Raw genomic sequence first — 21,885 nt, 5'->3', positions numbered from 1 at the left:
AAGCGTCAGGCGGGCACGCCCGCGAGCAGCGCGTCCAGGCCCTGCTCGAACCGCGCCTCGAACTCGACCGGCGGCGTCGCGGGGTCGGCGACGGTGAGGTTGTGGTGCGTCTGCTCCTCCAGGCTCAGGCCCACCACGTAGGAGGTCAGAGCCGTCGTCAGGCCCGCGGCCCGACCCTCCAGGCCGTGGCGGACGCAGGTGGCCTCGACCGCGCCGGCGACCGGGTTCACCGCACCGGCCGCGAGGCCGAGTGCGACGATCTCCGCGCCGTCCGGCACGCCCCTGACCGCCGCCCGTAGAACCGCACCCACCTCCCGCAGCTCGGCGGCCGCAGACGCACCCGAGCCCACCGAGCCCATGGCCGCGAGAATCCGCTCGGCGACCGCGGTGAGCAGCGCCTGCTTGGACGGCACGTGCCAGTACAGCGCGCTCGGCTGGACGCCCAACCGCGTCGCCAACGTGCGCATCGACATCCCGGGCAGCCCGGACTCGCGGAGCAGGTCGAGCGCGGTGTCGACGACCGTTGTCGTTGTCAGGGCCACGATCGACGATCCTACCGCGCGACCCCGATCCTCCTGAACGCTGTACAAGACGAGGACGCTCGGCTAGCTTGAACACCGTTCAATGAACGGCGTTCAGGAGGAAGCCATGCCCGTCACCACCCCCCGCTGGCACGAGCTCGCGGACCACGTCCTCGCCGGCGGAGTCGTCACCGCGGCGGACGCCCTGGCAGTCCTCGACTCGCCGGACTCCGAGCTCATGGAGGTCGTGGCCGCGGCGTCCCGGCTGCGATACGAGCACTTCGGCAACACCGTCAAGGTCAACTACCTGGTCAACCTCAAGTCCGGCCTGTGCCCGGAGGACTGCTTCTACTGCTCGCAACGCCTCAACTCCACGGCCGGCATCCTGCGCTACACGTGGCTGAACACCGACGAGGCCGTCACCGCCGCCAAGGCGGGCATCGCGGCCGGCGCCTCGCGCGTGTGCCTGGTCGCCAGCGGCACCGGCCCCAGCAACCGCGAGGTCGGCAAGGTCACCGACATCATCGAGGCCATCAAGTCCGACACCCCGGGCGTCGAGGTGTGCGCCTGCCTGGGCGCACTGAAGGACGGCCAGGCCGAGAAGCTCTGCGCGAGCGGCGCCGACGCCTACAACCACAACCTCAACACGGCCGAGAGCCATTACGAGGACATCTGCACCACCCACACCTACGCCGACCGCGAGCACACCGTCGCCCAGGCGCACGGCGCGGGCCTGTCGGCGTGCTCGGGCTTCATCGCCGGCATGGGCGAGACCCCCGAACAGCTCGTGGAGCTGGCCTTCGACCTGCGGGCGAAGGAGGTCGACTCGATCCCGGTGAACTTCCTCCTGCCCTTCGACGGCACCCCGCTCGAGGGCGTCGACACGCTCAACCCGCGCGACTGTTTGCGCATCCTCGCCATGGTCCGCTTCGTCGCCCCCGACACCGAGATCCGCGTGGCCGCCGGCCGCGAGCGCCACCTGGGCCACCTGCAGGGCATCGCGCTGTACGTGGCGAACTCGCTGTTCCTCGGCGACTACCTCACCAGCGAGGGCCAGCCCGGCGCCCAGGACCTGCAGATGATCGCCGACGCCGGCCTCGAGGTCCTGCGGATGGCACCGCCGGAGCACGCCGGCGAGCAGGGCGATCCCGCGGCCGCGGCTCCCGGGAGGCGGGAGGAGAAGGTGGCCATCCGCACGCGCGGAGCCGGCACGAGCGAGCCCGCGAACGCCTGACATGTCGGCCTCCGTCCACCTCCCCCGCTCCGAGGGCCTCGTCGTCGTCGACACCCCCTCCGCCCTCCTCGCCGCCGACGCCGCGCAGGCGCGCACCGGCGCGCTCCTCGCCGCCGACGCCGAGCACGTGTGGCACCCCTACGGCGGGTTCCCCGCGAGCACCCAGCCACTGCCGGTGGTCTCGGCGGAGGGTGTGCGGCTGCGGCTGGCCGACGGGCGCGAGCTCATCGACGGCATGAGCTCGTGGTGGGCGGCGATACACGGCTACCGGCACCCACACCTCGACGCGGCCGCGCACCGGCAGATCGACACGATGAGCCACGTGATGTTCGGTGGGCTCACGCACGAACCGGCAGTCGAGCTGGCCACGCGGCTCGCCCGCCTCGCCCCCGGCGCGCTGAACAAGGTCTTCCTCGCCGACTCGGGCTCTGTGGCCGTAGAGGTCGCGGCCAAGATGGCCATTCAGTTCCAGCGCTCGCTCGGCCGTTCCGGGCGGACCCGTCTGGCGACGTGGCGCGGCGGCTACCACGGCGACACCCTGACGCCCATGAGCGTGTGCGACCCGGAGGGCGGCATGCACGCGATGTGGCGCGGCGTCGTGGCCGAGCAGGTCTTCGCGCCCGCTCCGCCCGCCGACTACGACCCCGCTTACGTCGCCGAGCTCGAGCGGGTGATCCGGAGGAGCGCCGACGAGCTGGCGGGGATCATCGTCGAGCCGGTGGTCCAGGGCGCGGGCGGGATGCGCTTCCACCACCCCGGGTACCTGCGTGACCTGCGCCGGTTGGCCGACGAGACGGGCACGCTGCTCATCTTCGACGAGATCGCCACCGGCTTCGGCCGCACCGGCGAGCTGTGGGCCGCAGACCACGCGGGCGTCGCACCGGACGTGATGTGCGTGGGCAAGGCCCTGACCGGCGGGTATCTCACCCTCGCCGCGACGCTCACCACCGACCGGGTGGCCGAGGTCATCAGCGCCGGCGAGGCGGGGGGCCTGGCGCACGGGCCGACGTTCATGGGCAATCCGCTGGCGTGCGCGGTGGCGTGCGCGTCGCTGGATCTGGTGGCCGGCGGCGGGTGGCGGCGCGACGTGCCACGCATCGAGGCACGCCTGCGCCACGGGCTGGCGCCCGCGCTCGACGTGCCCGGTGTGGTGGACGTGCGGGTGCTCGGGGCGATCGGGGTGATCCAGCTGGCCGAGCCGGTGGAGATGACGACGACGACAACAGCGATCACCTCGCACGGCGTGTGGCTGCGCCCCTTCCGGGATCTCATCTACACGATGCCGCCGTACACCTCTACGGATGACGAGATCGATCGGATCTGTGCGGCGGCGGTGGCCGGGGCTGCAGCGGCGGGAGCGGGCCGATGATCGGGCCGAGCTCACCGGTCGGGCCCGCGCCCGACCGCTCCCCCGCCCTGGACTGGCTCGACGACGCCGCCGCCGACCGGGCCGCCCGGCATGTGCGGCGGGTGCTGGCCCCACGCGCGGCCGATGACGGCGTGATCGACCTCGCCTCCAACGACTACCTCGGGCTGGGTCGGCACCCCGAGGTCGTGGACGCCGCCGTGGCAGCGACGCGCCGTTGGGGTGCGGGCGCGACGGGATCACGCCTGGTCACGGGCACGACGGAGGAGCATCTGGCGCTCGAGGACGAGCTCGCCGAGTTCACTGGCAAGCCCGCCGCGCTGGTCTTCTCCTCCGGGTACACCGCCAACCTCGGAGCCGTGGTGGCGCTGTCCGGGCGGGGATCGCTCATCGTCTCCGACGGCGGCTCGCACGCGTCGTTGGTGGACGCGTGCCGGCTCGCGAGGGCGCGTGTCGTCGTCGTCGACCGGGGTGACGTCGCGGCGGCGGCACGCGCCCTGGCCGAGCGCACCGAGGAGCGCGCGCTGGTCGTTACCGACTCGGTGTACAGCGCCGACGGTGAGCTGGCTCCCCTGCTCGCGCTGCACGGGGCGAGCCGCGCGCACGGCGCGGTCCTGCTGGTCGACGAGGCCCACGGCCTCGGCGTGCGCGGCGACCGCGGGCGGGGGCTCGTGGACGAACTGGGGTTGAGCAGGCACGAGGACGTGGTGGTCACGGCGACGCTGTCCAAGGCGCTCGGGTCGCAGGGCGGGGTGGTCCTGGCGTCCGAGCGGGTGCGCGAGCACCTCATCAGCAGCGCGCGCACCTTCATCTTCGACACCGGCCTCGCCCCCGCCGCGGTCGGCGCGGCCCGCGCCGCCCTCGGCGTCCTGCGCCGCGACCCCTCGCTCGCCTCGCGCGTGGTGGAGGTCGCCGAGCACCTGGCCGCGGTCACCGGCGCCGAGCAGCCACGCTCGGCGGTGGTGTCGGTGATCCTCGGCGACCCCGCCCGCGCGGTCTCCGCCGCCGGCAGGTGCCTCGAGCTGGGCGTCCGGGTGGGGTGCTTCCGCCCGCCGTCGGTTCCCGAGGGCACCGCGCGGCTGCGCCTCACCGCCCGGGCGGACCTCTCCGACGCCGACCTCGCGCGGGCGAGCGACGTGCTGGCCCAGGTGTTGGCCGAGCACGGGCACCCGGTTGGGGCGGCAGCGCGGCTCGAGGGGGCCCGCGCATGACCGCGTCTTCCGGCTCCGCATCCCCGCCCGCCCCGGCGCCGATCGTCATCACCGGCACCGGCACGGACGTGGGCAAGACCATCGCCACCGCAGCGCTGGCCGCCCACGGCCTGTCGGCGGGCCTGGACGTGGGGATCTGCAAACCGATCCAGACGGGCCTCGCGCCCGGCGAGCCCGGCGACGCCCACGAGGCCGCGCGCCTGTCCAGGGTGCGGCGGATGCTGGAGATCCGTCGGCTGCCCGATCCGCTGGCGCCTGAGACCGCCGCCCGCGTCGCCGGCCTGCCGCAGTCCACGCTGCCCGAGTTGATCGATCCGATCCGCGCGTGGCTCCGCACGTCCGGCGGGTCGGCGCCCGACACCGCGGCGGCCTCCGGACCTGCACGCGGGCGCCTGGATCTGGTCGAGGGCGCCGGCGGCGTGCTCGTCCGGCTCGGTACCGGCCTCACCGTCCTCGACCTCGCCCGGTCGCTCGACGCCCCGGTCATCGTGGTCGCGAGGGCCGGACTGGGCACGCTGTCGGACACCGAGCTCACCGTCCGCGCGATCGAGGCGGCGGGTCTGCGGTGCGCGGGGATCGTCATCGGGTCCTGGCCGGCCGATCCGGACCTCGCCGAGCGCTGCAACCTCGAGGATCTGCCCCGCCTGACCGGGGTTCCGGTGCTCGGCCGGGTGCCCGCGGGTGCCGGGGCGGTGGAGCGGGACGAGTTCGGGCGGCGCGCACCGGGGTGGTTCGTCCCCGACCTGCTCGACGTCCTTCGAAGCGGAGATCGGCGGGCGCACTACGGTGAGAAGTCGACGGTTATCGGATCTCCGGCCTGTCAGGCTGCGGGATGACGTCCGAGGTACTCGTCGATCGCTGACCGGATAACCGCACTCATCGGCTGCCCGGTCCGCTCGGCATAGTCCGCAAGCCTTCGGCGGTCCGACTCGGTCAAACGGACAGCCAACGGCCGGGTCTCTTCTGCGACATCACCGGTCCGCGGCCGGCCGGGCCGGTAGTCCGGACGTATTTCGACAGCCCCGGCGTCGATCTCGTACTCGCCGGCCTCCACCGCGTCGGCAAGACGCTCGTAGCGGGCTTCACGTTCACTGGCAGCACTCATCATTCCTCCAATCGCGCTCTCTGCCGGGCACTGACCTCATCGGTCAGATCAACCGCCCCTCCGGTTGCCACGAGGACCTCGCGAGCCACAGCCGCCGTCAGCAGCATGGCGTGGAACACATGCAGCTCATCTTGCTCGATCTGGTCGGCGACCACTTCGATCAAGGCCCCACCGTTCATGTCGCCGACCATCCTGACCAGCTTCGCCTCGGGATCCGCCCGAGGCACCAGGCCATAGCGAACTATCGGATGCGCCAGCACCGCTCTGATCTCCGCATCCGCAACTCCATGTCGGCGTGCGGACGCGTAGATCACCGCTTTCACATTCAAAACTGTATCACGGTTTGAGGCGACGAGAACGACCGAGGCGGGGCGGGGCGGTCCACTTGCCGGTCGCGGTCCCCGCCCTGCTGAGCAGGTAGAATCGGCTGCACGTCGACGCAAGGAGACTGTGTGGCCACCCGCATCCGCCCGACCACCGACCAGGCACTCGCAGGAGCCGCCGCCGGCCACCGCATGGCCGGCATGGAGCCCTCACCCGAGGCCCTCGAGATCACCCGCCGGTTCGCCGACGGGCTCCTCAGCCGCGACCGGGCTCTCGCCGAGATCCGCGCCGCGGTGCGTGAGCGCACCGCTCCCTGACGCTGCCCTCACGCCCATGAACCCCCGAGATCCGTACAAGGAACCCTCGGGGGTTCTGCGTAACCGACTGGGCATCTCCGACCCCGCCGAGCTGGCGGAACACGAGCGCGACCTGGCCTTCTTCCGGGTCGTGGAACTGGAACTCAGCCCGCTGGAGGGTCGATTCGATTTCAAGCACCTCCGCGCGATCCACCGCTACATCCTCCAGGACGTCTTCGACTGGGCCGGCGAGCTCCGCACCGTCGACACCCGCGGCCTCGGCATCCCTCATGCCCGCCCGCAGTTCCTGCCCGACGAGCTCGACCGGGTCTTCCGGCAGATCGCCATCCGACCGCCCAGCACCACCGACCCCGACGCGGCCACCGACACCATCGCCGAGCACTGGTCCGAGCTCACCCTCGTGCACCCGTTCCGCGATGGGAACAGCCGCACGCAGCGAGTCTTCTTCGACCAGATGTTCCGCCACGCCGGGTGGGCCGTCAACTGGGCCGGCATCGACGCCTCAGCGGCGCACGCCGCCCGCCACATGTCGGTGTACGGGCGGCCGGACTACCTCGCCGACCAGCTCAGACGCGCCGTCCACCCGGCCTCCGAGCTCGCCGAGGGCCGCCTGGCCACCACCCTGGGCAACCGCTCGCTGCTCGACTCCTCCGCGCACTTCCGCGCCATGCGCGAGCACCACAGGGCCGCGGTCATCACGCCCTACGGTCGCACCGGGTAGCCGACGACCGGGCTCCCCACCGGGCTCCCCACCGCGTCGTCGCGCCCGGTCAGGACAGGTCGAGGAAGCTACGCAGGTCGTTGAACGGCTCGCGCACCACCGAGTAGTGCGCCCACTTGCCGCGCTGCTCGCGGACCAGCAACCCGGCCTCGACGAGCTTCTTGAGATGGTGGCTGATCGTGGGCTGGCTGATGTCGACGACCTCGAGCAGGTCGCACGCGCACACGGAGTCGCACCCCTGTGCCGCGATGTGCGACAACAGGCGCAACCGCATCGGGTCCGCGAGCGCCTTGAGTCGCGCCGACATCCGCTCGGCGGTGGAAGCGTCCACCGGCCCCGCCGACATCGAACAACACGCGTCCTGCTCCGGCGCCGACAGGCCGGGTTCCACTGTTGTCATCGTCCACCTCACCTGCCCCCGAAGATACATTGACACTTACCGATGTGTCAGCCTAGCCTCCCCCATAGACAATCATCGATCTAAGGACGTTCCCCCGGATGAGCACCATGATGACCGGGCCCGGCGTGGCACCGGTCGCCAAGAAGATGTCGTTCCTCGACCGCTGGCTGGCCCTCTGGATTCTCATGGCGATGGCCGTCGGGCTGCTGCTCGGACGGTTCATCCCCGGCCTAGACCGGGCGCTGGACTCGGTGAAGATCGGCGGGATCTCCGTCCCGATCGCCATCGGCCTGTTGGTGATGATGTACCCGGTCCTCGCGAAGGTCCGCTACGACGAGACCCACCGGGTCACCGGTGACCGGAAACTGCTCACGCTGTCGCTGTTCCTCAACTGGATCGCCGGTCCGGCGTTCATGTTCACCCTCGCGTGGGTCTTCCTACCCGACCTGCCGGAGTTCCGTACCGGGCTGATCATCGTGGGCCTGGCCCGCTGCATCGCCATGGTGTTCATCTGGAACGACCTGGCCTGCGGGGACCGGGAGGCCGCCGCGGTGCTGGTCGCGATCAACTCGGTGTTCCAGGTCGTGGCGTTCGGCGCCCTGGGCTGGTTCTACCTGCAGCTTCTGCCCTCCTGGCTGGGGCTGGAGACCACGACGGCCGAGTTCTCGGTGTGGGCGATCGTGCTCTCGGTGCTGGTGTTCCTCGGTATCCCGCTGCTGGCCGGCTTCCTCACCCGAGTGTTCGGCGAGCGGGCCAAGGGCCGGGAGTGGTACGAGGAGACGTTCCTCCCCCGGATCGGCCCGTGGGCCCTCTACGGGCTGCTGTTCACGATCGTGTTGCTGTTCGCCATGCAGGGCGATGCCATCACGTCCCAGCCGCTCGACGTGGCGCGGATGGCCGTGCCCCTCCTGCTGTACTTCGTCCTCATGTTCCTCATCAGCCTGTTCGCCTCGCGGGCGGTCGGGCTGAACTACGCGAAGTCGACCAGCGTGGCCTTCACCGCGTCGGGCAACAACTTCGAGCTGGCGATCGCGGTGTCGATCGGCACCTTCGGCATCGCCTCCGGCCAGGCCCTCGCAGGCGTGGTCGGGCCGCTCATCGAGGTCCCGGTCCTCATCGGGCTCGTCTACGTCGCCCTGTGGGCGGGACCGAAACTCTTCCCGGGCGACCCGACCCTGCCCGATCGTTCGGTGACCGGGACCCGCTCATGACCGGGGAGCAGCAGGCGCACCACGTCCCCAGCGTTCTGTTCGTGTGCGTGAAGAACGGCGGCAAGTCCCAGATGGCGGCGGCGCTCATGCGCCTGCACGCCGGTGACGCGATCGAGGTGCACTCGGCGGGGACCCGGCCCGGCTCGGCCGTCAACGCGCTGTCCGCGGAGGTGGTCGCCGAGGTCGGCGCCGACATGTCCGGCGAGACCCCCACGGCCGTCGACCCCGACCTGCTGCGACAGGTGGACCGGGTGATCGTCCTGGGCGACGAGGCCGCCGGGGAGATCGACGACGACGAGGTCAGCGCGCTCGAAATCTGGCGCACCGACGAGCCGTCGCACCGGGGCATCGAGGGCATGGAGCGGATGCGTCTGGTCCGCGACGACATCGATCGCCGCGTCCGCACCCTGCTCGCAGAGCTGACCGATTCCAGGCCCCGGGTGCTGTTCGTCTGCGTCCACAACGCCGGGCGCTCCCAGATGGCCGCCGGCTACCTGTCCCACCTGGCCGGAGGACGAATCGACGTCCTGTCTGCCGGGTCGGCACCCAAGGATCAGATCAACCCGGTCGCCGTCGAGGCGATGGCCGAGGACGGCGTCGACATCACCTCGGCGACCCCGAAGATCCTCACCACCGACACCGTCCGCGCCTCCGACGTGGTCATCACCATGGGCTGCGGCGACGCGTGCCCGATCTTCCCCGGCAAGCGGTACGAGGACTGGGACTTGGCGGACCCGGCAGGCCAGGGAATCGAGGCCGTCCGCCCCATCCGCGACGAGATCAAGCGGCGGGTCACCGCGCTGATCTCCGAACTGCTCGAGACCGGGTCGTAGTGGCTCCCCTGACCTGATCTCCATCGGCGTGACCTCCGGCTCCACCTCAAGCTGAAAGGGCCCATCATGATCACCGACACCCCCGAGCTGGACGTCCACGTCCTGCACCGCGCCGCCGAGAGACTCGCCACGACATACGAGGGGATCTTCTCGCCGGAGACCGTCGAGCGGTACGTGTTCGAGTCCTACGCGACGCTGGGCCGCACGGCGAAGGTCAGGACGCATCTCGCGGCACTGGCCCAGCACTTCGCGGCCGATCGGCTCCGGGCTCTGGCACTCGCCCAGGGCAAGCTCGAGTCCGCGGTCCCCCAGGTGCTGTTCGTCTGCGTCCAGAACGCCGGCCGTTCCCAGATCGCCGCGGCCCTGTTGCGACATCATGCCGGCGCCGACGTGGAGGTCCGGTCTGCCGGCTCACTCCCCGGCTCGGAGGTGGATCCGCGGGTCCTCGCCGAGCTGGAATCCCGGGGAATCGACATGGCCGGGGCGTTCCCCAAGCCACTGACCGATGACGTGGTCCGCGCGGCCGACTATGTGATCACCATGGGCTGTGGCGACGCGTGCCCCGTCTACCCGGGCAAGAACTACCTGGACTGGGACCTGGTCGACCCCCGGGGCGAGTCCGAGGACACCGTCCGCCGGATCGTCGAGGAGATCGACGGCCGGGTCCGGGCACTGTGGGCGGAGATCAGCCGCTGAGCTGAGCCCCGGGAGCTGCACGGCCGGTAGTGCCACCTCGCCGGCCGGGCGGGTTCAGCCGACGTGCCAGTGACGGCGGATGAGCTCCTCCCGGTCGACCTCTCCGCTTCCGGAGTTGCCCACCTCGTCGTCGTCGTTGTCGTCGTCATCGTCGTCGCCATCACCGCGTAGCCCCGCGAGCACCGAGTCGATGAGCGCGGCGGGGAACACACCGTCGGTCTCGAACATCTCTCGCTCGGCCTCCAGCACGTCGGCCGACTCCGCGCACGAGGTGGGCAGGGTCTCGAAGTCCTCACCGCCGGCGGCGTTGAGTCGCTCGGCCTGCTCCAGGCTGCCCGGGTCGTCGAGCCCGCGCCTGGCCGCCACGGCCATGCCGGCCAACAGCAGGTGCACGTCGGCCGACCCGTCGCCGAGCCGGAGCTCGACGGTCTGGGGATGGACGGTGGGGTCGGGGATCGGCTCGCTGGTGCCGGGGTTGGCGTGGGCGACCATACCGGCGAGCACGTCGCCGCCCCAGGCCAGCGGGACTCGGACGAGGCCGGTGCGGTCCTGCTCACCCCAGCAGATGTCCTCGGGAGACTCGTCGCCCTCGGCGAACCGCAGGTAGGACGTCGGCACCGTGTTGCCGACCGCGGACAGGGCCCTGGCCGCCGAGAGGTAACCGGCGATCAGGCGTCGCCCGGTGTCGTTGATGCCCGCCTCACCCACGATGGCGTTGGCGCCGTCGCGTACCAGGCGACTGTGGACGTGCAGGCCGTTGCCGGCGCCCTCGCCGCTCACCAGCGGGGCGAAGGTCGCCTCGAGGCCGTGGGAGTAGGCGACCTCGCGCACCACCCACTTGGTCAGGACGAGGGCGTCGGCCGCCTGCTCGAGGGGCAGGGGCTGGAGCTCAATCTCGTGCTGGACCATCTGCCGGTCGCCGGTGAGGATGTTGCCGACCTCGCCGTGCGCGTACTTCAGCGGTATCCCCATGGCGGCGAGGCGGCCCAGCACCTGCTCGCGGACCCGCTCGTGCTTGGAGAACGGAGCCGACTCCTGGTAGCCGCGCTCCTCCTCGACCGGGTAGATCGCTTCGGGCGCGTCGACGAGGTAGTACTCGAGCTCGCCGAAGGCCTCGAGCGTCATGCCGGTCTGCCGCGTCAGCGTCTCGGCGGCGCGGCGCACCACCTGCTCGCGCGCGTAGGGCAGCGGCGTCCCGTCGGGCGCGTAGAACGAGCAGAGCACGTCGAGCGAGCAGCGTTCACCGAAGGGGTTGAGGAACGCGGTGCGGTGCCGGGGCACGATGTAGACGTCGCTGGCGTCGGTGTCTGTGCCGGGGAAGACGCTCGAGCCGTCCACGCGCTCGCCGCGGGTGAGCACCTCGCCGAGGTGCTCGCGGGAGTTGATGGGGAAGGCGACGGTCTTGAGGCGCCCGTCGCCGCCCACGTAGCGCAGGTTGACCTGGCTCAGGCCCAGCTCCTCGACCGCCCGGACGAGGTCGCCCGCGGTGAAGTCGTCCGTGGGCTTACCGAGCAGCCGGACGAGGGGGTGTGGTTCGAATGCATCGATGGCCATACCCCGTTGTATCAGCGCTACCGGGTGTCAGCTTCCGGTGCGCGCGACGGAACCGCGTGGCGGGCCGAACGTCAGAACCAGTGGGCGGCGAGCAGTTCGACCGCCTATCCCCTCCCGAGAATCACGTCGTGTACGCGAGGGGCGTACACCCGACGCTTGTAGGCCTCAGGATCGATAAAGGCCAGAACACCGAGTTCCACCAGCTGTCCGACAACCTTGTTGGCTCGCCCGTAGGAGACGCCCAGCGCCTGTTCGACGTGGCGGACCGTGAAAGTCGGATGGGCAACGGCGAGGTCGACTACCGAGATCGGCGTTGCAGACCGCAAGTGGGACCCGCGGACGATTTCCTTGAGTTCGGCTTGCACGCCGACGAGTTCGATCATCTGCGTGTGCGTGGTGCGCGCGGCAGCTTCGAGTCCCCGTGCGAAAAACGCCACGTAGGTGTCCCAGTCTCCCCGCGTACTCACGCCGAGAAGTGCGTCGTAGTACTCGGCACGTCGAGCCTCGAACCACGGAGACACGGTGAGGGTCGGCTCCCCTAGGACGTCCATCGAGAGGAGGTGTAGGACGATAAGAAACCTCCCGAGGCGGCCGTTCCCGTCGCGGAACGGGTGCAATGTCTCGAACTGGTAATGCGACATAGCCGCAGCGACGACGGGGTCGAGCGTCGAACTGTGGTCAGTTCGCATCCAGTCGACGAGGTCGGACAATCCCGCCTCGAGGAGCGGGCCAGGGGGCGCCGGGACGAAGCGGGCTCGCATGATCGCCGGACCGCCCGGGTCCACATCCGACCTCAGGCCGACGACAACCTGGGTATCGCGTAGCCGACCTGAGACCTCCTCAAGGGGCCCACCCCTCATGAGCACGCCTTGAAGGTCGTACAACATCGTCGTCGACAGCGGGCGTCCGTCCGCGGCCCAGGCAAACCCGAGGCGCGCCATCACCTCGAAGTTAAGGATCTCACGGAGGTCCGGCGACCCAGGTTCCTCCACGTCCGCCCCCAGCACTTCGGACAGGGGTGCGTATGTGCCCTCCAGAGCGGAGGTCGAGTGCGCCTCACGGCGGAGAGTAGGGACGCGGAGGAGGGTTGGATCCGGTAAGCGTCGCGCGGTGCTGTCCAAGGAGGCCAACGCCGCCCGGGCGTTCCCCACTGCCAGAACGGTAGGCATCGTCAGTTCTGGCATCCCCTCGGGAAGCCGCGCGGGGACGAACGCTTTATGGCGCCAGTCGCCGACGCGCGGGTCGGTGCCGACGATATCTACGAGCGCGCCCGTCGCGTCGTTGACGAACATTTCCAGGTTCACAATGTCACTGTAGGCGCCCTTGAATGACATTGTCGGCGCCACCATCGCACTCAACCGGCGTCAGACGAACGTGAGCCGCCAGGGCCGGCTCGCCTCCGGCCGACTCCAAGGAGGATGTACACACGGAATCGGTGAGCCCGTCCGCGGCACGACCGCCCGCCCGGTCTGTCAGTCCACGTCCTTGGACCAGCCCCGGACACTCCAGCGGTGCCGACGACGTCCACGTAGCGGGCGCTCGGGCTGTTCGCGCTCCTGGTAGTAGTCGAACACCGGCAGACCGAGCTTGAAGCGGATCGCGGCCACTCGAAGGCTGAACCCCACGACCAGGGTGATCACCGCGCCCCAGTTCTCCGGGACGCCGACGGCCGTGAGGCCCACAAAGACGAGCGCGGCCAGGATGGCGATACTGGCGTAGAGCTCCTGCCGGAACACGAGCGGCACCCGATCGCACAACAGGTCACGCATGACTCCCCCGAACACGCCCGTGATGACCGCGGCCGCGACGGCGATGACGACGCCGTGCCCCATCTCGAGGGCGATCCGGGCACCGAAGATCGCGAAGACGGTCAGTCCGAGTGCGTCGAGTCCGAGGAAGAGCACCCTGAAGTGCCGCATGAGCGGGGCGACGAACACGGTGACGACTGCGGCCAGCGCGACCAACGCGAGGTAGGACGGATTCTCCACCCAGATGAGCGGATAGTGGCCCAGCAGGACGTCCCGGATCGAGCCACCGCCGATGGCGGTGACGCACGCGACGATCACAACCCCGAACAGGTCCATGCGCTCGCGACCGGCGGCCAGCGCGCCGGTCATCGCCTCGGCGGTGATACCGATGAGGAAGAGGACGGTGAGGAACTCCACGGGTCCGACGCGTGTCTAGAACCAGAGGTCGGCGAGCAGCTCGATCGACCGGTTCCGCACAGCCGGGTCGTAGGCGTACGTCACCGTGATGAGCTCGTCGGCGCCGGTGCGCTCGAGGAACTCCTCCAGCTGCGCCTTGACCGTGTCGGGCGAGCCGACGGCGCTGATGTCGAGCATCGGGTTGGTGGCGCCGGCGAACTGGGCGGGGTCGACGGGCGGCTGGATCTTGCGGCTGCGCCCGGCGCGGAGGTCGAGGAACATCTGCTGCAGCGTGGTGAACTCCCGCTGGGCCTCCTCGTCGGTGGCCGCGACGACCACGTTGATGCCCGCCATCACCTGCGGCTTCTCGATGCGGGCGGTGGGCGCCTCGGTGCTGAAGGTCTCGCGGTACACGCGGATGGCGTCGTCGATCTGGTCGGGCGCGAAGTGCGAGGCCAGCGAGAACGGCAGGCCCAGCTGACCGGCGATCGAGGCGCCGTTGACGGTGGAGCCGAGCACCCAGATCGGCACCTCCATCCCCTGCGAGACCGCGGAGAAGATGGGGATGCTGTGGGCGGTGCCGGTCTCGCCGAACCAGCCCTGCAGGTCGTAGATGTGGCGGGCGAACGCCTGCGGCTCGGCGGACGAACGGCTCAGGGCCTGCGCGGTCATGCCGCCGGTGCCGGGGGCGCGGCCCAGGCCGAGGTCGATCCGGTCGCCGTGGATGTTGGCGAGCGTGCCGTACTGCTCGGCCACCATGAGTGGCGCGTGGTTGGGCAGCATGACGCCGCCGGAGCCGACGCGGATCCGCTCGGTCACCGACGCCGCCTGGGAGATGAGCAGCGAGGTGGCGCTCGAGGCGAGGTTGGGGGTGTTGTGGTGCTCGGCGAACCACAGCCGCGAGTAGCCCAGCCGGTCGGCGAGGCGGGCCGACTCCATCGACGCGGCGATGCCGTCACGCGCGGTGGCCCCCTCGGAGATGGAGACCAGGTCGAGAATGCTCAAGGGGACCGACACAACGCACCTTTTCGTAGCTCACCGTGACCGCCGCGAACATCCGCGGCTCGTGTGTCGAGGCTACCGATACGGGCAGGTCCGTGACGGGTCACGGATCGGTGCCACCCACGCCCGCCCCCGTGACGGGCGTGGGTCACACGGGTGCCGCCGTCGGTGACGCGCGGGACCGGACCGGATCGACGACGACGACGACGACGAGGTTTCCGTCCCACACCCCGTGGCCGCCTACGGGCGTCGGCGTTTCGAGCCCTCGCCGCTGTGCCGTGGGTCACACTGGGCTCGTCGCGGGGTCCCGCCCGCGCATCAGATCCGCACGAAGGGTCCGAGCACATGACGTCCGATCACATGACGCAGACACGCTCTGATGAGCCGCTCCACCAGCGGGTCACCTCCGGCGAGGCCGATCTCGACGAATTCCGTGAGCGCCTCACGGCCTGGCTGGCCGAGCGCCACGAGGTGGACGCTGCAGCCGGGGTCGAGGTCACTGCGGTGAGCCGGCCGGAGAGTTCGGGAATGTCCAACATCTCGGTCCTCTTCGACGCCACGTGGACCCCGGCCGAGGCCGGCGCGCCGGCGGGCCCGTCCGAACGGCGGGCTGCCCGCCTGGTCGCGCGGATGTGCCCGCTGGACGACGCGTTCCCGGTGTTCCCCGTCTACGACCTGCAGAAGCAGTTCGACGTGATGCGGGCGGTCGGCGAGGCCACAGACCTGCCGGTGCCGCGGGTGCGCTGGCTCGAGCAGGACCCGGCCGTGCTCGGAGCGCCGTTCCTGGTGATGGACCGCGCTTCCGGTCAGGCGCCGGTCGACAATCCCCCGTACGTCTTCGACGGCTGGCTGCTCGAGATGGCCCCCGAGCGGCGGGCCGAGCTCCAGCGCGAGTCCGTGGCGGTGCTCGCGGAGATCCACCGCATTCCCGCGCCGGCCGACCTCCTGCCGGCGCTGGCCCCGGTGCCCGGCGTGAGCGCCCTGCGCGCCCACGTCGACGAGCAGCGCGCCTACTACGAGTGGACGACCCGCGAGGACGGGCTGAGGATCCCTCTCATCGAGCGCGCCTTCGACTGGATCGAGGAGCATTGGCCCGCCGAGACCGGTCCCGACGTGCTGAGCTGGGGCGACGCCCGCATCGGCAACATCCTCTACGAGGGCACCACCCCGACCGCCGTCCTGGACTGGGAGATGGCGGCCATCGCGCCGGCCGAGGTGGACCTGGGCTGGTTCCTGTACTTCCACGACCTGTTCCAGGACCTCGCGGAGACCTTCGGCTTCCCCGGGATCCCGGACGTGTTCGACCACTCCGAGGTCGTGGAGCAGTACGAGCAGCTGACCGGCTCCACCGTCCGGGACCTGCCGTTCTATTACGTCTACGCCGGGCTGCGGCAGGCCATCATCCTGTCGCGGATCACTCGTCGTCGTATCCACTTCGGTGAGCAGGAGGCCCCCGCCCACCCGGACGAGTACGTCCTCCACCACCCCATGCTCGCCCGCCTGATCGCCGGCTGACCGCACTCAGAAGGCGTTTCGCGGTGACTGCTGAAGTCCGTCTTCCGGAAGCTCAACTTTCGCTCCCAGCTCTCGAAGGACTTCTGCCGCCACCTCTGGCCGCTCGCGTATGACCGAGCGGGCTTGATAGTCCCTCCATTCAGCTCGCCCTTGGTCAATCTGTTCTCTCCAGTCACCACTTCCTTCAACGCCGCATTCGGCGATCAGGAACTCCAAGAAGTCCTCGACGCAAGGCCGGAAGCGCTCTCCGCCGGTCGGGATGTGGAGAGACTCGACAGCAGCCGGAGTCTTGTGACCCGTCTTGGCAAGGAACAGCGTTAGTGGCCCACTCTGCGCGTGTATGTGAATGTGAGAAGACGGTACGTGCACCGGCTCGCGCAGATACTCCATCCGCAAGATCGGTCGCTTGCGCATATCAAGGAGTTTGAACGCGGACTCGTACACGGCCATGTAGCGCCCCGCCCGGTCGCGCCCCACCGTGAAGTGGACCTCGACAAATCCGATCGAGGCAGGATTTCGTTCTGCTTTCAGTGGTCGCCGAAACTCAAACGAGAACCTCGGCCCCTTGGGAGATCTGACGACACTCAACGGCTCTTCAGATCGGGCGCCGGCCAACGTCGATTCGATGCGGCTACTGCACTTCACCGCGAAGTCGCTTACATCGCGTTGAAGGTCTGCGTCGCGCTTTTCGTCTTCACCGAAATCGCTTCCGGAGTCGTCAGTCATCCCATAAGAGGAAACGAATCGTCTTGACTTCGTCCCAGACTTCCCGCTCTTCGTCGGTCAAGAGGTACTGTTCGGCGAGCTTGGCCAGCTCCTCGTAGCTGTGGCCGACCCGTGCGAGCGCGAGCCGCTCCTTCTCGCGAAGCTCCGGCTCAGTTGGGTTTTCGAACACAATGGTCATGGCTTACCTCCCCCTCCTCTCCTACGTGCCCTCAGTATGCATCGCCGGTACGACAGGAGTCGGGTTGCGGCCGTGCTGCTCCCAGATGGCTGCCGGGATGTCGCCCCTGTTAGCGCGACGACGGCGAACTCACTTCCCGCGCACCCATGCCGGGACTACGTACGAAGCGGTGACATTCAACGGCTCTCTGCACCAGAGTGGAATCACCTTCCTGACCCGACACGACAGGCCTGCCGATGAAGCCGACGCCGCTCGATGAGTTCCCCGTCCACCAGACGCCGCTGCCCATGGCTCAGGTGGGCACGAGCGACCGGAACTTCTACGACCGCTACTACTTCAACGCGCACGACCGCACCGGTGACGTGTTCCTCGTGACGGGGTTCGGCGTGTATCCCAACCTCGGGGTCGTGGACGCGTTCGTCACCGTCCGCCACGGCGACACCCAGCGGTCAGTGCGGTTCTCCGACGCCCTCGACGCCCGGGCGCTCGCGCCCGCAGTGGGTGGGTTCCGGATCGAGGTGATCGAGCCGCTGCGCACCCTGCGGCTGGCCTGCGAGCACCCGGACCTGTCGGTGGACATGACGTGGGAGGGGTCGTTCGACGCGGTGCTCGAGGACCGGCACGTGCTACTCGAGGGCACGCGCGCGATGCTCGACGCGAGCCGGTTCGCGCAGGTGGGCAGTTGGTCGGGCACGCTCTCGGTCGACGGACGCGACTTCGCCGTGGATCCCGACGTGTGGCTGGGGACGCGGGACCGCTCGTGGGGCATCCGGCCGAGCGGCGAGTCGGATCCCGCCGGTCGGTGGGCGGCCGAGCCGCGGGAGGGCTTCTGGTGGACCTACGTTCCGCTGCGCTTTGACGACTACGCGATGGTCGTGATCCTGCAGGAGAGCCCCGACGGCCATCGCACGCTCAATCACGCGAGTCGGGTGTTCGCCGACGGGCGGATCGAGCAGCTGGGCTGGCCGCGGATGGAGGTCGACTACCGCAGCGGGACCCGCCACCCCGACTGCGCGCGACTGCACCTCACCACGCCCCGCGGCGAGCCGCTGCTGCTGGAGGTCGAAACCCTCGGTGGCGTTCCGCTGAGCATGGGCTCGGGGTACGTCGGGGACCCGGCGTGGTCGCACGGCCGCTGGATGGGCCGCGAGTGGAGCGAGTCGGTCACCTACGACATGACCGCGCCCGACGTGGTGGCGATGCTGCCGTTCAACACCATCGACCACGTGGCCCGGGCGACCTGCAACGGCGACGTGGGCTGGGGCCTGTTCGAGCACGCGAACCTGGGCCGGCACGACCCGTCGGGGTTCACCGACTGGGGCGATATGGCCTGAGAGCCGGAGGTATACGCAAATGCGGGTTGACCGACACCTCCACCCCGCGCGGTTCACCGCCGTAGGATGCCGACGTGAACGGACATCGGCACGCGTCGGTTCAGGCGAGCTCCACTGACGGCGTCACCGAGGCGCAGGCACCGAGCACGCTGGAATCCCATTTGCTGACCACTCGTAGAATCCGCGGTGAGCAGATGCGGCGTCGAGACGGAGAACCGATCCGCTCGGCCGTGTGGCGCGCCGCTGCATCGATAGGCCAGCACGTTCGATGACGACCGAACGAGAGCAACCTCCACCTCGCACAAGGCGGCCAGCTGCATCATCGGAGACGGTTCGCGTCAACATGTCGCGGCAGAAGCGACGCGATACCGGATGCGAGATGGCGGTCCGAAGGATCCTCCACGCAGAAGGGATCCGCTACAGGGTCGACTTTCGCCCACTTCCCGATGAGCGCTTCAGAGTCGACATCGGCTGGCGCAAGTACAAACTAGCGGTGTTCATCGACGGCTGCTTCTGGCACGGATGCCCCGATCACGGGACTGTTCCGAAGAACAACCGCACGTGGTGGGCCAGCAAGCTCTACGAAAACCAGCAACGCGACCGACGCGTGCTCACTACCCTCGAGGATGCTGGCTGGATAGGTGTTCGCTTCTGGGAACACGAACCGCCGCACAGCATCGCACACTCAATTATGACGCTCGTCCAATCCAGACGCCCGCCATGCTAACGTGAGACAACATAAGTAATTCGCCACCGGTTGTCGGCCGTGGCCGACCCGCCAGCGCCCGACACCTGCCTCGCGCCGCCCAGGAGAGCCCACATGGACCCTGCATTCATCCGTGAAACACTAATCGGGCGAATGCGTCGACATGGCGAGGACCTAGAAGCAGCTATGCGCTCAACTGCTCGCGGCCTCGGCGTCGACATCTCGACCTTGAAGCCGGCCGCCGACGCGATCCGCCGTGAAGGCGCCCGGAACCGACTCTTGACAGAACCGGCGGGCGTCGTCAAAGACCTAGTCCGTGACGAGCTGACCCACGAGAGTTGGTACACCGGCGAAGAAGAAGGTGACGAGTTTTGGCCGCGACTGAGGGCAAAAATGCAGCTCGGATCGTTGTCAGAGGCACTGCCAGAGATCGATAAGGCGTCTACCAAGGTAGTCGCCCTGTGCGCCGATCCGAATGTGCGACGACTCAAGAAGCGCGGAATGGTCGTCGGACACGTCCAATCTGGCAAGACAGCCAACTACACAGCAGTTATGGCGAAAGCGGCTGACGCCGGCTACCAACTTTTCATCGTTCTCGCGGGAATGCACAACAATCTCCGACGCCAGACACAGGTGCGCCTTACCAAAGACCTCCTAGACGACAGCTGGGCACCCCTAACAACAAGAGATGACGACTTCGGCACGGTCACGAACGGCTCCGCCATGCTCAAAAACGGCACCAAGGCGATCGCTGTTGTCAAAAAGAACCAGAGTCGGCTCGAATCGCTTCGCACTTGGCTATCGGAAATCCCAGAAGATATCCGAGCCCGCGTACCAGTAATGATTCTTGACGACGAAGCTGATCAGGCTACTCCAAACTCGTCTACCAACGCCGACTCAAAGACACGAATTAACGAGTTGGTACGCGAGATCTGGGCCGAAGTGAAAACCGGGACATACGTCGGATACACCGCCACGCCGTTCGCGAACGTTTTCATGGACCCCCACGATGAAGAGGAGCTCTATCCAGCAGACTTCATCGTCGACCTTCCACGGCCCAAGGCCTACTTCGGCGCTGAGAGACTATTCGGCAGAGAGCCCCTCGATGAGGAAGACACGCCAAGCGATGGAATGGACGTCATCAGGTACGTGCCCGATGAAGACGCAGATCAGCTCCGCCCCCCGTCCGGCGCCGAGAATCGTAATCGCTTCGACCCGGAACTCCCGCCGTCCCTCATCGAGGCAATATCGTGGTTCATCGTGTCGACAGCCATCCGCCATGCAAGAGGCGAAGCTGCAGAGCACAGCTCAATGCTCATTCACACAACTCACTTCGTAGGACCTCACTTCGCTATGAAGGAGAGGGTCGATGCACATCTACAAATGCGTCTTCGAGAACTCGCGGAAGGCAGATCGGAGGTGTTCCACGAGAGTTTCGAGCGAGAAGCCGCACGCGCGTCCGATTCAGCTACTAAGCCAATGCCTCCGTGGGAAACAGTGCAGGAGCATCTCTGTTCGGTAGCCGAGAGCGTCCGAGTCATTGTCGATAACGGTTTCTCGCGCGACCGCCTCGACTACGAGCGAGAGGACGATGACGGCGAGAAGCTAACAGAAACCGTCATCGCCATCGGCGGAGGCACACTCTCACGAGGCTTAACCCTCGAAGGCCTTGTGGTCTCGTACTTCGTCAGAACATCTAACACTTACGACACCCTTCTCCAGATGGGTCGATGGTTCGGTTTCAGACCGGGATATGAGGATCTTCCTCGGATCTGGATGCCTCGCTCCCTTGCACTAGAGTTCCAATTCCTGGCTTTGATCGAAGAAGAGATCAGACAGGACATGCGACGCTTGGAGAAGATGCAGGTCACGCCTAAAGAGATGGGGATCCGCGTCCGGAGCCACCCTGGGCGACTCGCCATTGTAGCGAAGAACAAGATGCAGCATGCAGACATTGTTTGGGTGTCATTTTCCGGAAAGCGCCTGCAAACATTCATCTTCGATGAGTTTGACGCCTCGATTCAGCGCCAAAATATCGAAGCCGCTCGGAAACTGATCGCGGAGGCGTCCAACTCCTCGGCCGCAGGAGTTCGTCAGATCTCCGGGTCACCGAAGTGGGTGGCTCATGATCTACCCGCGGCGACTGTTATCCGATTCCTGAACAGTTATCGAATCCACCCCGATCAATCGAGCATGCGCGCGGACCACTTGATCGGCTGGATCGAGACCGCCGCGTCGGATCGTCGATGGAATTTGGTGATCAAGGGGTCGGCCCAACAGCAGACACTCGACGGCACAGTGATCGATTTAGGGAGCATCGACCTTGGCCTTCCCGTCGAAGTTCCGGCAGTCAACCGCGCTCCCCTCACTTCGTCTTCGAAGGGAGTCGCCAACATAAAGTCGCTCCTCTCGCAGAGCGACTGGTACGCCGATCTAGATCCCACGCTAATCGCCGACAGAAAAGCTCTCGACTACACGGCCGCCCGAGAGTTGCGGCGAGACCACGCAAACGGCAATGGGCTGATCATCATCTACCCAGTAAGCAAGCACTCCGTCCCATTGAGCCCAGCTCAGCTACGAACGAACAGCAGAAGGGCGATGACCTCTCCGGAACACCTCATCGGAGTCGGAATAATTCTCCCAGACATTGGCAACGACGGGGTAGCAGAAGAAGGCGACTACTATTCAGTCACACCAGACTGGGAGATGACTGCAGACAGTGACGAGACACCCCCGGACCTGGAAGGGTCGGCGCAGTTCGACGGCGCCGATCGACAGAGGGCCTAG

At 68.1% G+C, this 21,885-nt stretch carries 23 protein-coding genes and 1 pseudogene; 14 read left to right on the top strand and 10 right to left on the bottom strand.

What is annotated here, in order from left to right; genetic code table 11:
* Nucleotides 1-5 precede the first annotated feature (5 nt).
* A complete protein-coding gene (locus tag VYL96_RS02295; protein WP_070722334.1) occupies nucleotides 6-542 on the bottom strand; it encodes a TetR family transcriptional regulator in 537 nt (178 codons plus the stop codon).
* Between the two features lie 106 nt (nucleotides 543-648).
* Here VYL96_RS02295 and bioB point away from each other — a divergent pair, with 106 nt between their 5' ends.
* The 4 genes from bioB to bioD are packed head-to-tail and all read left to right on the top strand — an operon-like array spanning nucleotide 649 to nucleotide 5,168.
* The gene (bioB, locus tag VYL96_RS02290) at nucleotides 649-1,755 is read left to right on the top strand and encodes a biotin synthase BioB (protein ID WP_131886377.1); all 1,107 of its coding nucleotides are present in this window, start codon (nucleotides 649-651) and stop codon (nucleotides 1,753-1,755) included.
* Nucleotide 1,756: 1 nt separating this feature from the next.
* The gene (locus VYL96_RS02285; RefSeq protein WP_131886376.1) at nucleotides 1,757-3,124 is read left to right on the top strand and encodes an adenosylmethionine--8-amino-7-oxononanoate transaminase; all 1,368 of its coding nucleotides are present in this window, start codon (nucleotides 1,757-1,759) and stop codon (nucleotides 3,122-3,124) included.
* Nucleotides 3,121-4,332: an 8-amino-7-oxononanoate synthase gene (locus VYL96_RS02280; protein WP_061229773.1), complete on the top strand. Its 1,212-nt coding sequence runs from the start codon at nucleotides 3,121-3,123 to the stop codon at nucleotides 4,330-4,332. Before VYL96_RS02285 ends, VYL96_RS02280 begins: the two co-directional genes overlap by 4 nt.
* Nucleotides 4,329-5,168 (top strand): ATP-dependent dethiobiotin synthetase BioD, encoded by an 840-nt coding sequence (bioD, locus tag VYL96_RS02275; RefSeq protein WP_082767832.1) that lies wholly within the window; start codon nucleotides 4,329-4,331, stop codon nucleotides 5,166-5,168. The genes VYL96_RS02280 and bioD overlap by 4 nt, the downstream gene beginning before the upstream one ends.
* Here the strand turns inward: bioD and VYL96_RS02270 are convergent.
* The gene (locus tag VYL96_RS02270; protein WP_131886375.1) at nucleotides 5,153-5,437 is read right to left on the bottom strand and encodes a YlcI/YnfO family protein; all 285 of its coding nucleotides are present in this window, start codon (nucleotides 5,435-5,437) and stop codon (nucleotides 5,153-5,155) included. The two genes, bioD and VYL96_RS02270, sit on opposite strands and share 16 nt — an antisense overlap.
* Complete coding sequence (locus VYL96_RS02265) at nucleotides 5,437-5,760, bottom strand: hypothetical protein (protein ID WP_131886374.1); 324 nt, start codon at nucleotides 5,758-5,760, stop codon at nucleotides 5,437-5,439. The genes VYL96_RS02270 and VYL96_RS02265 overlap by 1 nt, the downstream gene beginning before the upstream one ends.
* Nucleotides 5,761-5,889: 129 nt before the next feature.
* Between VYL96_RS02265 and VYL96_RS02260 the strand changes: the two genes are divergently transcribed.
* Nucleotides 5,890-6,078 (top strand): antitoxin VbhA family protein, encoded by a 189-nt coding sequence (locus tag VYL96_RS02260; protein WP_061229775.1) that lies wholly within the window; start codon nucleotides 5,890-5,892, stop codon nucleotides 6,076-6,078.
* Nucleotides 6,079-6,094: 16 nt separating this feature from the next.
* Nucleotides 6,095-6,799 carry a Fic/DOC family protein gene (locus tag VYL96_RS02255; RefSeq protein WP_131886373.1) on the top strand — a complete coding sequence of 235 codons (705 nt, stop codon included), beginning with the start codon at nucleotides 6,095-6,097 and terminating at the stop codon, nucleotides 6,797-6,799.
* Between the two features lie 49 nt (nucleotides 6,800-6,848).
* Here VYL96_RS02255 and VYL96_RS02250 read toward each other — a convergent pair whose 3' ends face one another.
* Entirely contained in the window at nucleotides 6,849-7,199 is a 351-nt protein-coding gene (locus VYL96_RS02250) for an ArsR/SmtB family transcription factor (RefSeq protein ID WP_165928533.1), read from the bottom strand.
* Nucleotides 7,200-7,297: 98 nt separating this feature from the next.
* Here VYL96_RS02250 and arsB point away from each other — a divergent pair, with 98 nt between their 5' ends.
* The 4 genes and pseudogenes from arsB (at nucleotide 7,298) to VYL96_RS02230 (ending at nucleotide 9,939) form a co-directional block, all read left to right on the top strand.
* Entirely contained in the window at nucleotides 7,298-8,410 is a 1,113-nt protein-coding gene (gene arsB, locus VYL96_RS02245) for an ACR3 family arsenite efflux transporter (RefSeq protein WP_061914087.1), read from the top strand.
* Nucleotides 8,407-8,811: pseudogene (locus VYL96_RS02240) on the top strand (arsenate-mycothiol transferase ArsC); the annotation flags it as partial. The gene arsB and the pseudogene VYL96_RS02240, both read left to right, overlap by 4 nt.
* Nucleotides 8,812-8,850: 39 nt before the next feature.
* Nucleotides 8,851-9,243 carry an arsenate reductase ArsC gene (locus VYL96_RS02235; RefSeq protein ID WP_425598918.1) on the top strand — a complete coding sequence of 131 codons (393 nt, stop codon included), beginning with the start codon at nucleotides 8,851-8,853 and terminating at the stop codon, nucleotides 9,241-9,243.
* 66 nt (nucleotides 9,244-9,309) lie between these two features.
* The gene (locus VYL96_RS02230; RefSeq protein WP_109148568.1) at nucleotides 9,310-9,939 is read left to right on the top strand and encodes an arsenate reductase ArsC; all 630 of its coding nucleotides are present in this window, start codon (nucleotides 9,310-9,312) and stop codon (nucleotides 9,937-9,939) included.
* A 54-nt stretch (nucleotides 9,940-9,993) separates the two neighbouring features.
* Here the strand turns inward: VYL96_RS02230 and VYL96_RS02225 are convergent, their stop codons facing one another.
* The 4 genes from VYL96_RS02225 to VYL96_RS02210 form a co-directional block, all read right to left on the bottom strand.
* Complete coding sequence (locus tag VYL96_RS02225; protein WP_109148567.1) at nucleotides 9,994-11,493, bottom strand: glutamine synthetase beta-grasp domain-containing protein; 1,500 nt, start codon at nucleotides 11,491-11,493, stop codon at nucleotides 9,994-9,996.
* Between the two features lie 104 nt (nucleotides 11,494-11,597).
* Nucleotides 11,598-12,827 (bottom strand): Fic family protein, encoded by a 1,230-nt coding sequence (locus VYL96_RS02220; protein ID WP_232302990.1) that lies wholly within the window; start codon nucleotides 12,825-12,827, stop codon nucleotides 11,598-11,600.
* 138 nt (nucleotides 12,828-12,965) lie between these two features.
* Nucleotides 12,966-13,658: a trimeric intracellular cation channel family protein gene (locus VYL96_RS02215; protein ID WP_131886372.1), complete on the bottom strand. Its 693-nt coding sequence runs from the start codon at nucleotides 13,656-13,658 to the stop codon at nucleotides 12,966-12,968.
* A gap of 15 nt (nucleotides 13,659-13,673) precedes the next feature.
* Nucleotides 13,674-14,654, bottom strand: coding sequence for an LLM class flavin-dependent oxidoreductase (locus tag VYL96_RS02210; protein ID WP_131886371.1), 981 nt, complete (start codon nucleotides 14,652-14,654; stop codon nucleotides 13,674-13,676).
* 345 nt (nucleotides 14,655-14,999) lie between these two features.
* On the opposite strand from VYL96_RS02210, the gene VYL96_RS02205 reads away from it, so the two are divergent.
* Nucleotides 15,000-16,154 carry a phosphotransferase family protein gene (locus VYL96_RS02205; RefSeq protein ID WP_063972252.1) on the top strand — a complete coding sequence of 385 codons (1,155 nt, stop codon included), beginning with the start codon at nucleotides 15,000-15,002 and terminating at the stop codon, nucleotides 16,152-16,154.
* Nucleotides 16,155-16,160: 6 nt separating this feature from the next.
* On the opposite strand, the gene VYL96_RS02200 is transcribed toward VYL96_RS02205, so the two are convergent.
* Together VYL96_RS02200 and VYL96_RS02195 are read right to left on the bottom strand one after the other, a co-directional pair.
* The gene (locus VYL96_RS02200; protein ID WP_063972184.1) at nucleotides 16,161-16,880 is read right to left on the bottom strand and encodes a hypothetical protein; all 720 of its coding nucleotides are present in this window, start codon (nucleotides 16,878-16,880) and stop codon (nucleotides 16,161-16,163) included.
* Nucleotides 16,873-17,058 (bottom strand): hypothetical protein, encoded by a 186-nt coding sequence (locus VYL96_RS02195; protein WP_061914077.1) that lies wholly within the window; start codon nucleotides 17,056-17,058, stop codon nucleotides 16,873-16,875. Before VYL96_RS02195 ends, VYL96_RS02200 begins: the two co-directional genes overlap by 8 nt.
* Nucleotides 17,059-17,294: 236 nt before the next feature.
* Between VYL96_RS02195 and VYL96_RS02190 the strand changes: the two genes are divergently transcribed.
* From VYL96_RS02190 to VYL96_RS02180, 3 genes are all read left to right on the top strand, one after another.
* Nucleotides 17,295-18,392 (top strand): Rv3169 family protein, encoded by a 1,098-nt coding sequence (locus VYL96_RS02190; RefSeq protein WP_063972183.1) that lies wholly within the window; start codon nucleotides 17,295-17,297, stop codon nucleotides 18,390-18,392.
* A gap of 268 nt (nucleotides 18,393-18,660) precedes the next feature.
* Nucleotides 18,661-19,119 (top strand): very short patch repair endonuclease, encoded by a 459-nt coding sequence (locus VYL96_RS02185; RefSeq protein ID WP_131886370.1) that lies wholly within the window; start codon nucleotides 18,661-18,663, stop codon nucleotides 19,117-19,119.
* 93 nt (nucleotides 19,120-19,212) lie between these two features.
* The gene (locus VYL96_RS02180) at nucleotides 19,213-21,885 is read left to right on the top strand and encodes a Z1 domain-containing protein (RefSeq protein WP_131886369.1); all 2,673 of its coding nucleotides are present in this window, start codon (nucleotides 19,213-19,215) and stop codon (nucleotides 21,883-21,885) included.

This window comes from Dietzia maris, from assembly GCF_036287335.1.
Taxonomy (GTDB): domain Bacteria; phylum Actinomycetota; class Actinomycetes; order Mycobacteriales; family Mycobacteriaceae; genus Dietzia; species Dietzia cinnamea.
This window is presented reverse-complemented; position numbering and strand designations above follow the sequence as displayed.

Excerpts from the sequence above, each read along its gene's own strand:
- bioB (WP_131886377.1), top strand. The coding sequence starts at position 649 with ATGCCCGTCACCACCCCCCGCTGGCACGAGCTCGCGGACCACGTCCTC.
- VYL96_RS02285 (WP_131886376.1), top strand. The coding sequence starts at position 1,757 with ATGTCGGCCTCCGTCCACCTCCCCCGCTCCGAGGGCCTCGTCGTCGTC.
- VYL96_RS02280 (WP_061229773.1), top strand. The coding sequence starts at position 3,121 with ATGATCGGGCCGAGCTCACCGGTCGGGCCCGCGCCCGACCGCTCCCCC.
- bioD (WP_082767832.1), top strand. The coding sequence starts at position 4,329 with ATGACCGCGTCTTCCGGCTCCGCATCCCCGCCCGCCCCGGCGCCGATC.
- VYL96_RS02270 (WP_131886375.1), bottom strand. The coding sequence starts at position 5,437 with ATGAGTGCTGCCAGTGAACGTGAAGCCCGCTACGAGCGTCTTGCCGAC.
- VYL96_RS02255 (WP_131886373.1), top strand. The coding sequence starts at position 6,095 with ATGAACCCCCGAGATCCGTACAAGGAACCCTCGGGGGTTCTGCGTAAC.
- VYL96_RS02250 (WP_165928533.1), bottom strand. The coding sequence starts at position 7,199 with ATGACAACAGTGGAACCCGGCCTGTCGGCGCCGGAGCAGGACGCGTGT.
- arsB (WP_061914087.1), top strand. The coding sequence starts at position 7,298 with ATGAGCACCATGATGACCGGGCCCGGCGTGGCACCGGTCGCCAAGAAG.
- VYL96_RS02230 (WP_109148568.1), top strand. The coding sequence starts at position 9,310 with ATGATCACCGACACCCCCGAGCTGGACGTCCACGTCCTGCACCGCGCC.
- VYL96_RS02225 (WP_109148567.1), bottom strand. The coding sequence starts at position 11,493 with ATGGCCATCGATGCATTCGAACCACACCCCCTCGTCCGGCTGCTCGGT.
- VYL96_RS02220 (WP_232302990.1), bottom strand. The coding sequence starts at position 12,827 with ATGTCATTCAAGGGCGCCTACAGTGACATTGTGAACCTGGAAATGTTC.
- VYL96_RS02205 (WP_063972252.1), top strand. The coding sequence starts at position 15,000 with ATGACGCAGACACGCTCTGATGAGCCGCTCCACCAGCGGGTCACCTCC.
- VYL96_RS02200 (WP_063972184.1), bottom strand. The coding sequence starts at position 16,880 with ATGACTGACGACTCCGGAAGCGATTTCGGTGAAGACGAAAAGCGCGAC.
- VYL96_RS02195 (WP_061914077.1), bottom strand. The coding sequence starts at position 17,058 with ATGACCATTGTGTTCGAAAACCCAACTGAGCCGGAGCTTCGCGAGAAG.
- VYL96_RS02190 (WP_063972183.1), top strand. The coding sequence starts at position 17,295 with ATGAAGCCGACGCCGCTCGATGAGTTCCCCGTCCACCAGACGCCGCTG.
- VYL96_RS02185 (WP_131886370.1), top strand. The coding sequence starts at position 18,661 with ATGACGACCGAACGAGAGCAACCTCCACCTCGCACAAGGCGGCCAGCT.
- VYL96_RS02180 (WP_131886369.1), top strand. The coding sequence starts at position 19,213 with ATGGACCCTGCATTCATCCGTGAAACACTAATCGGGCGAATGCGTCGA.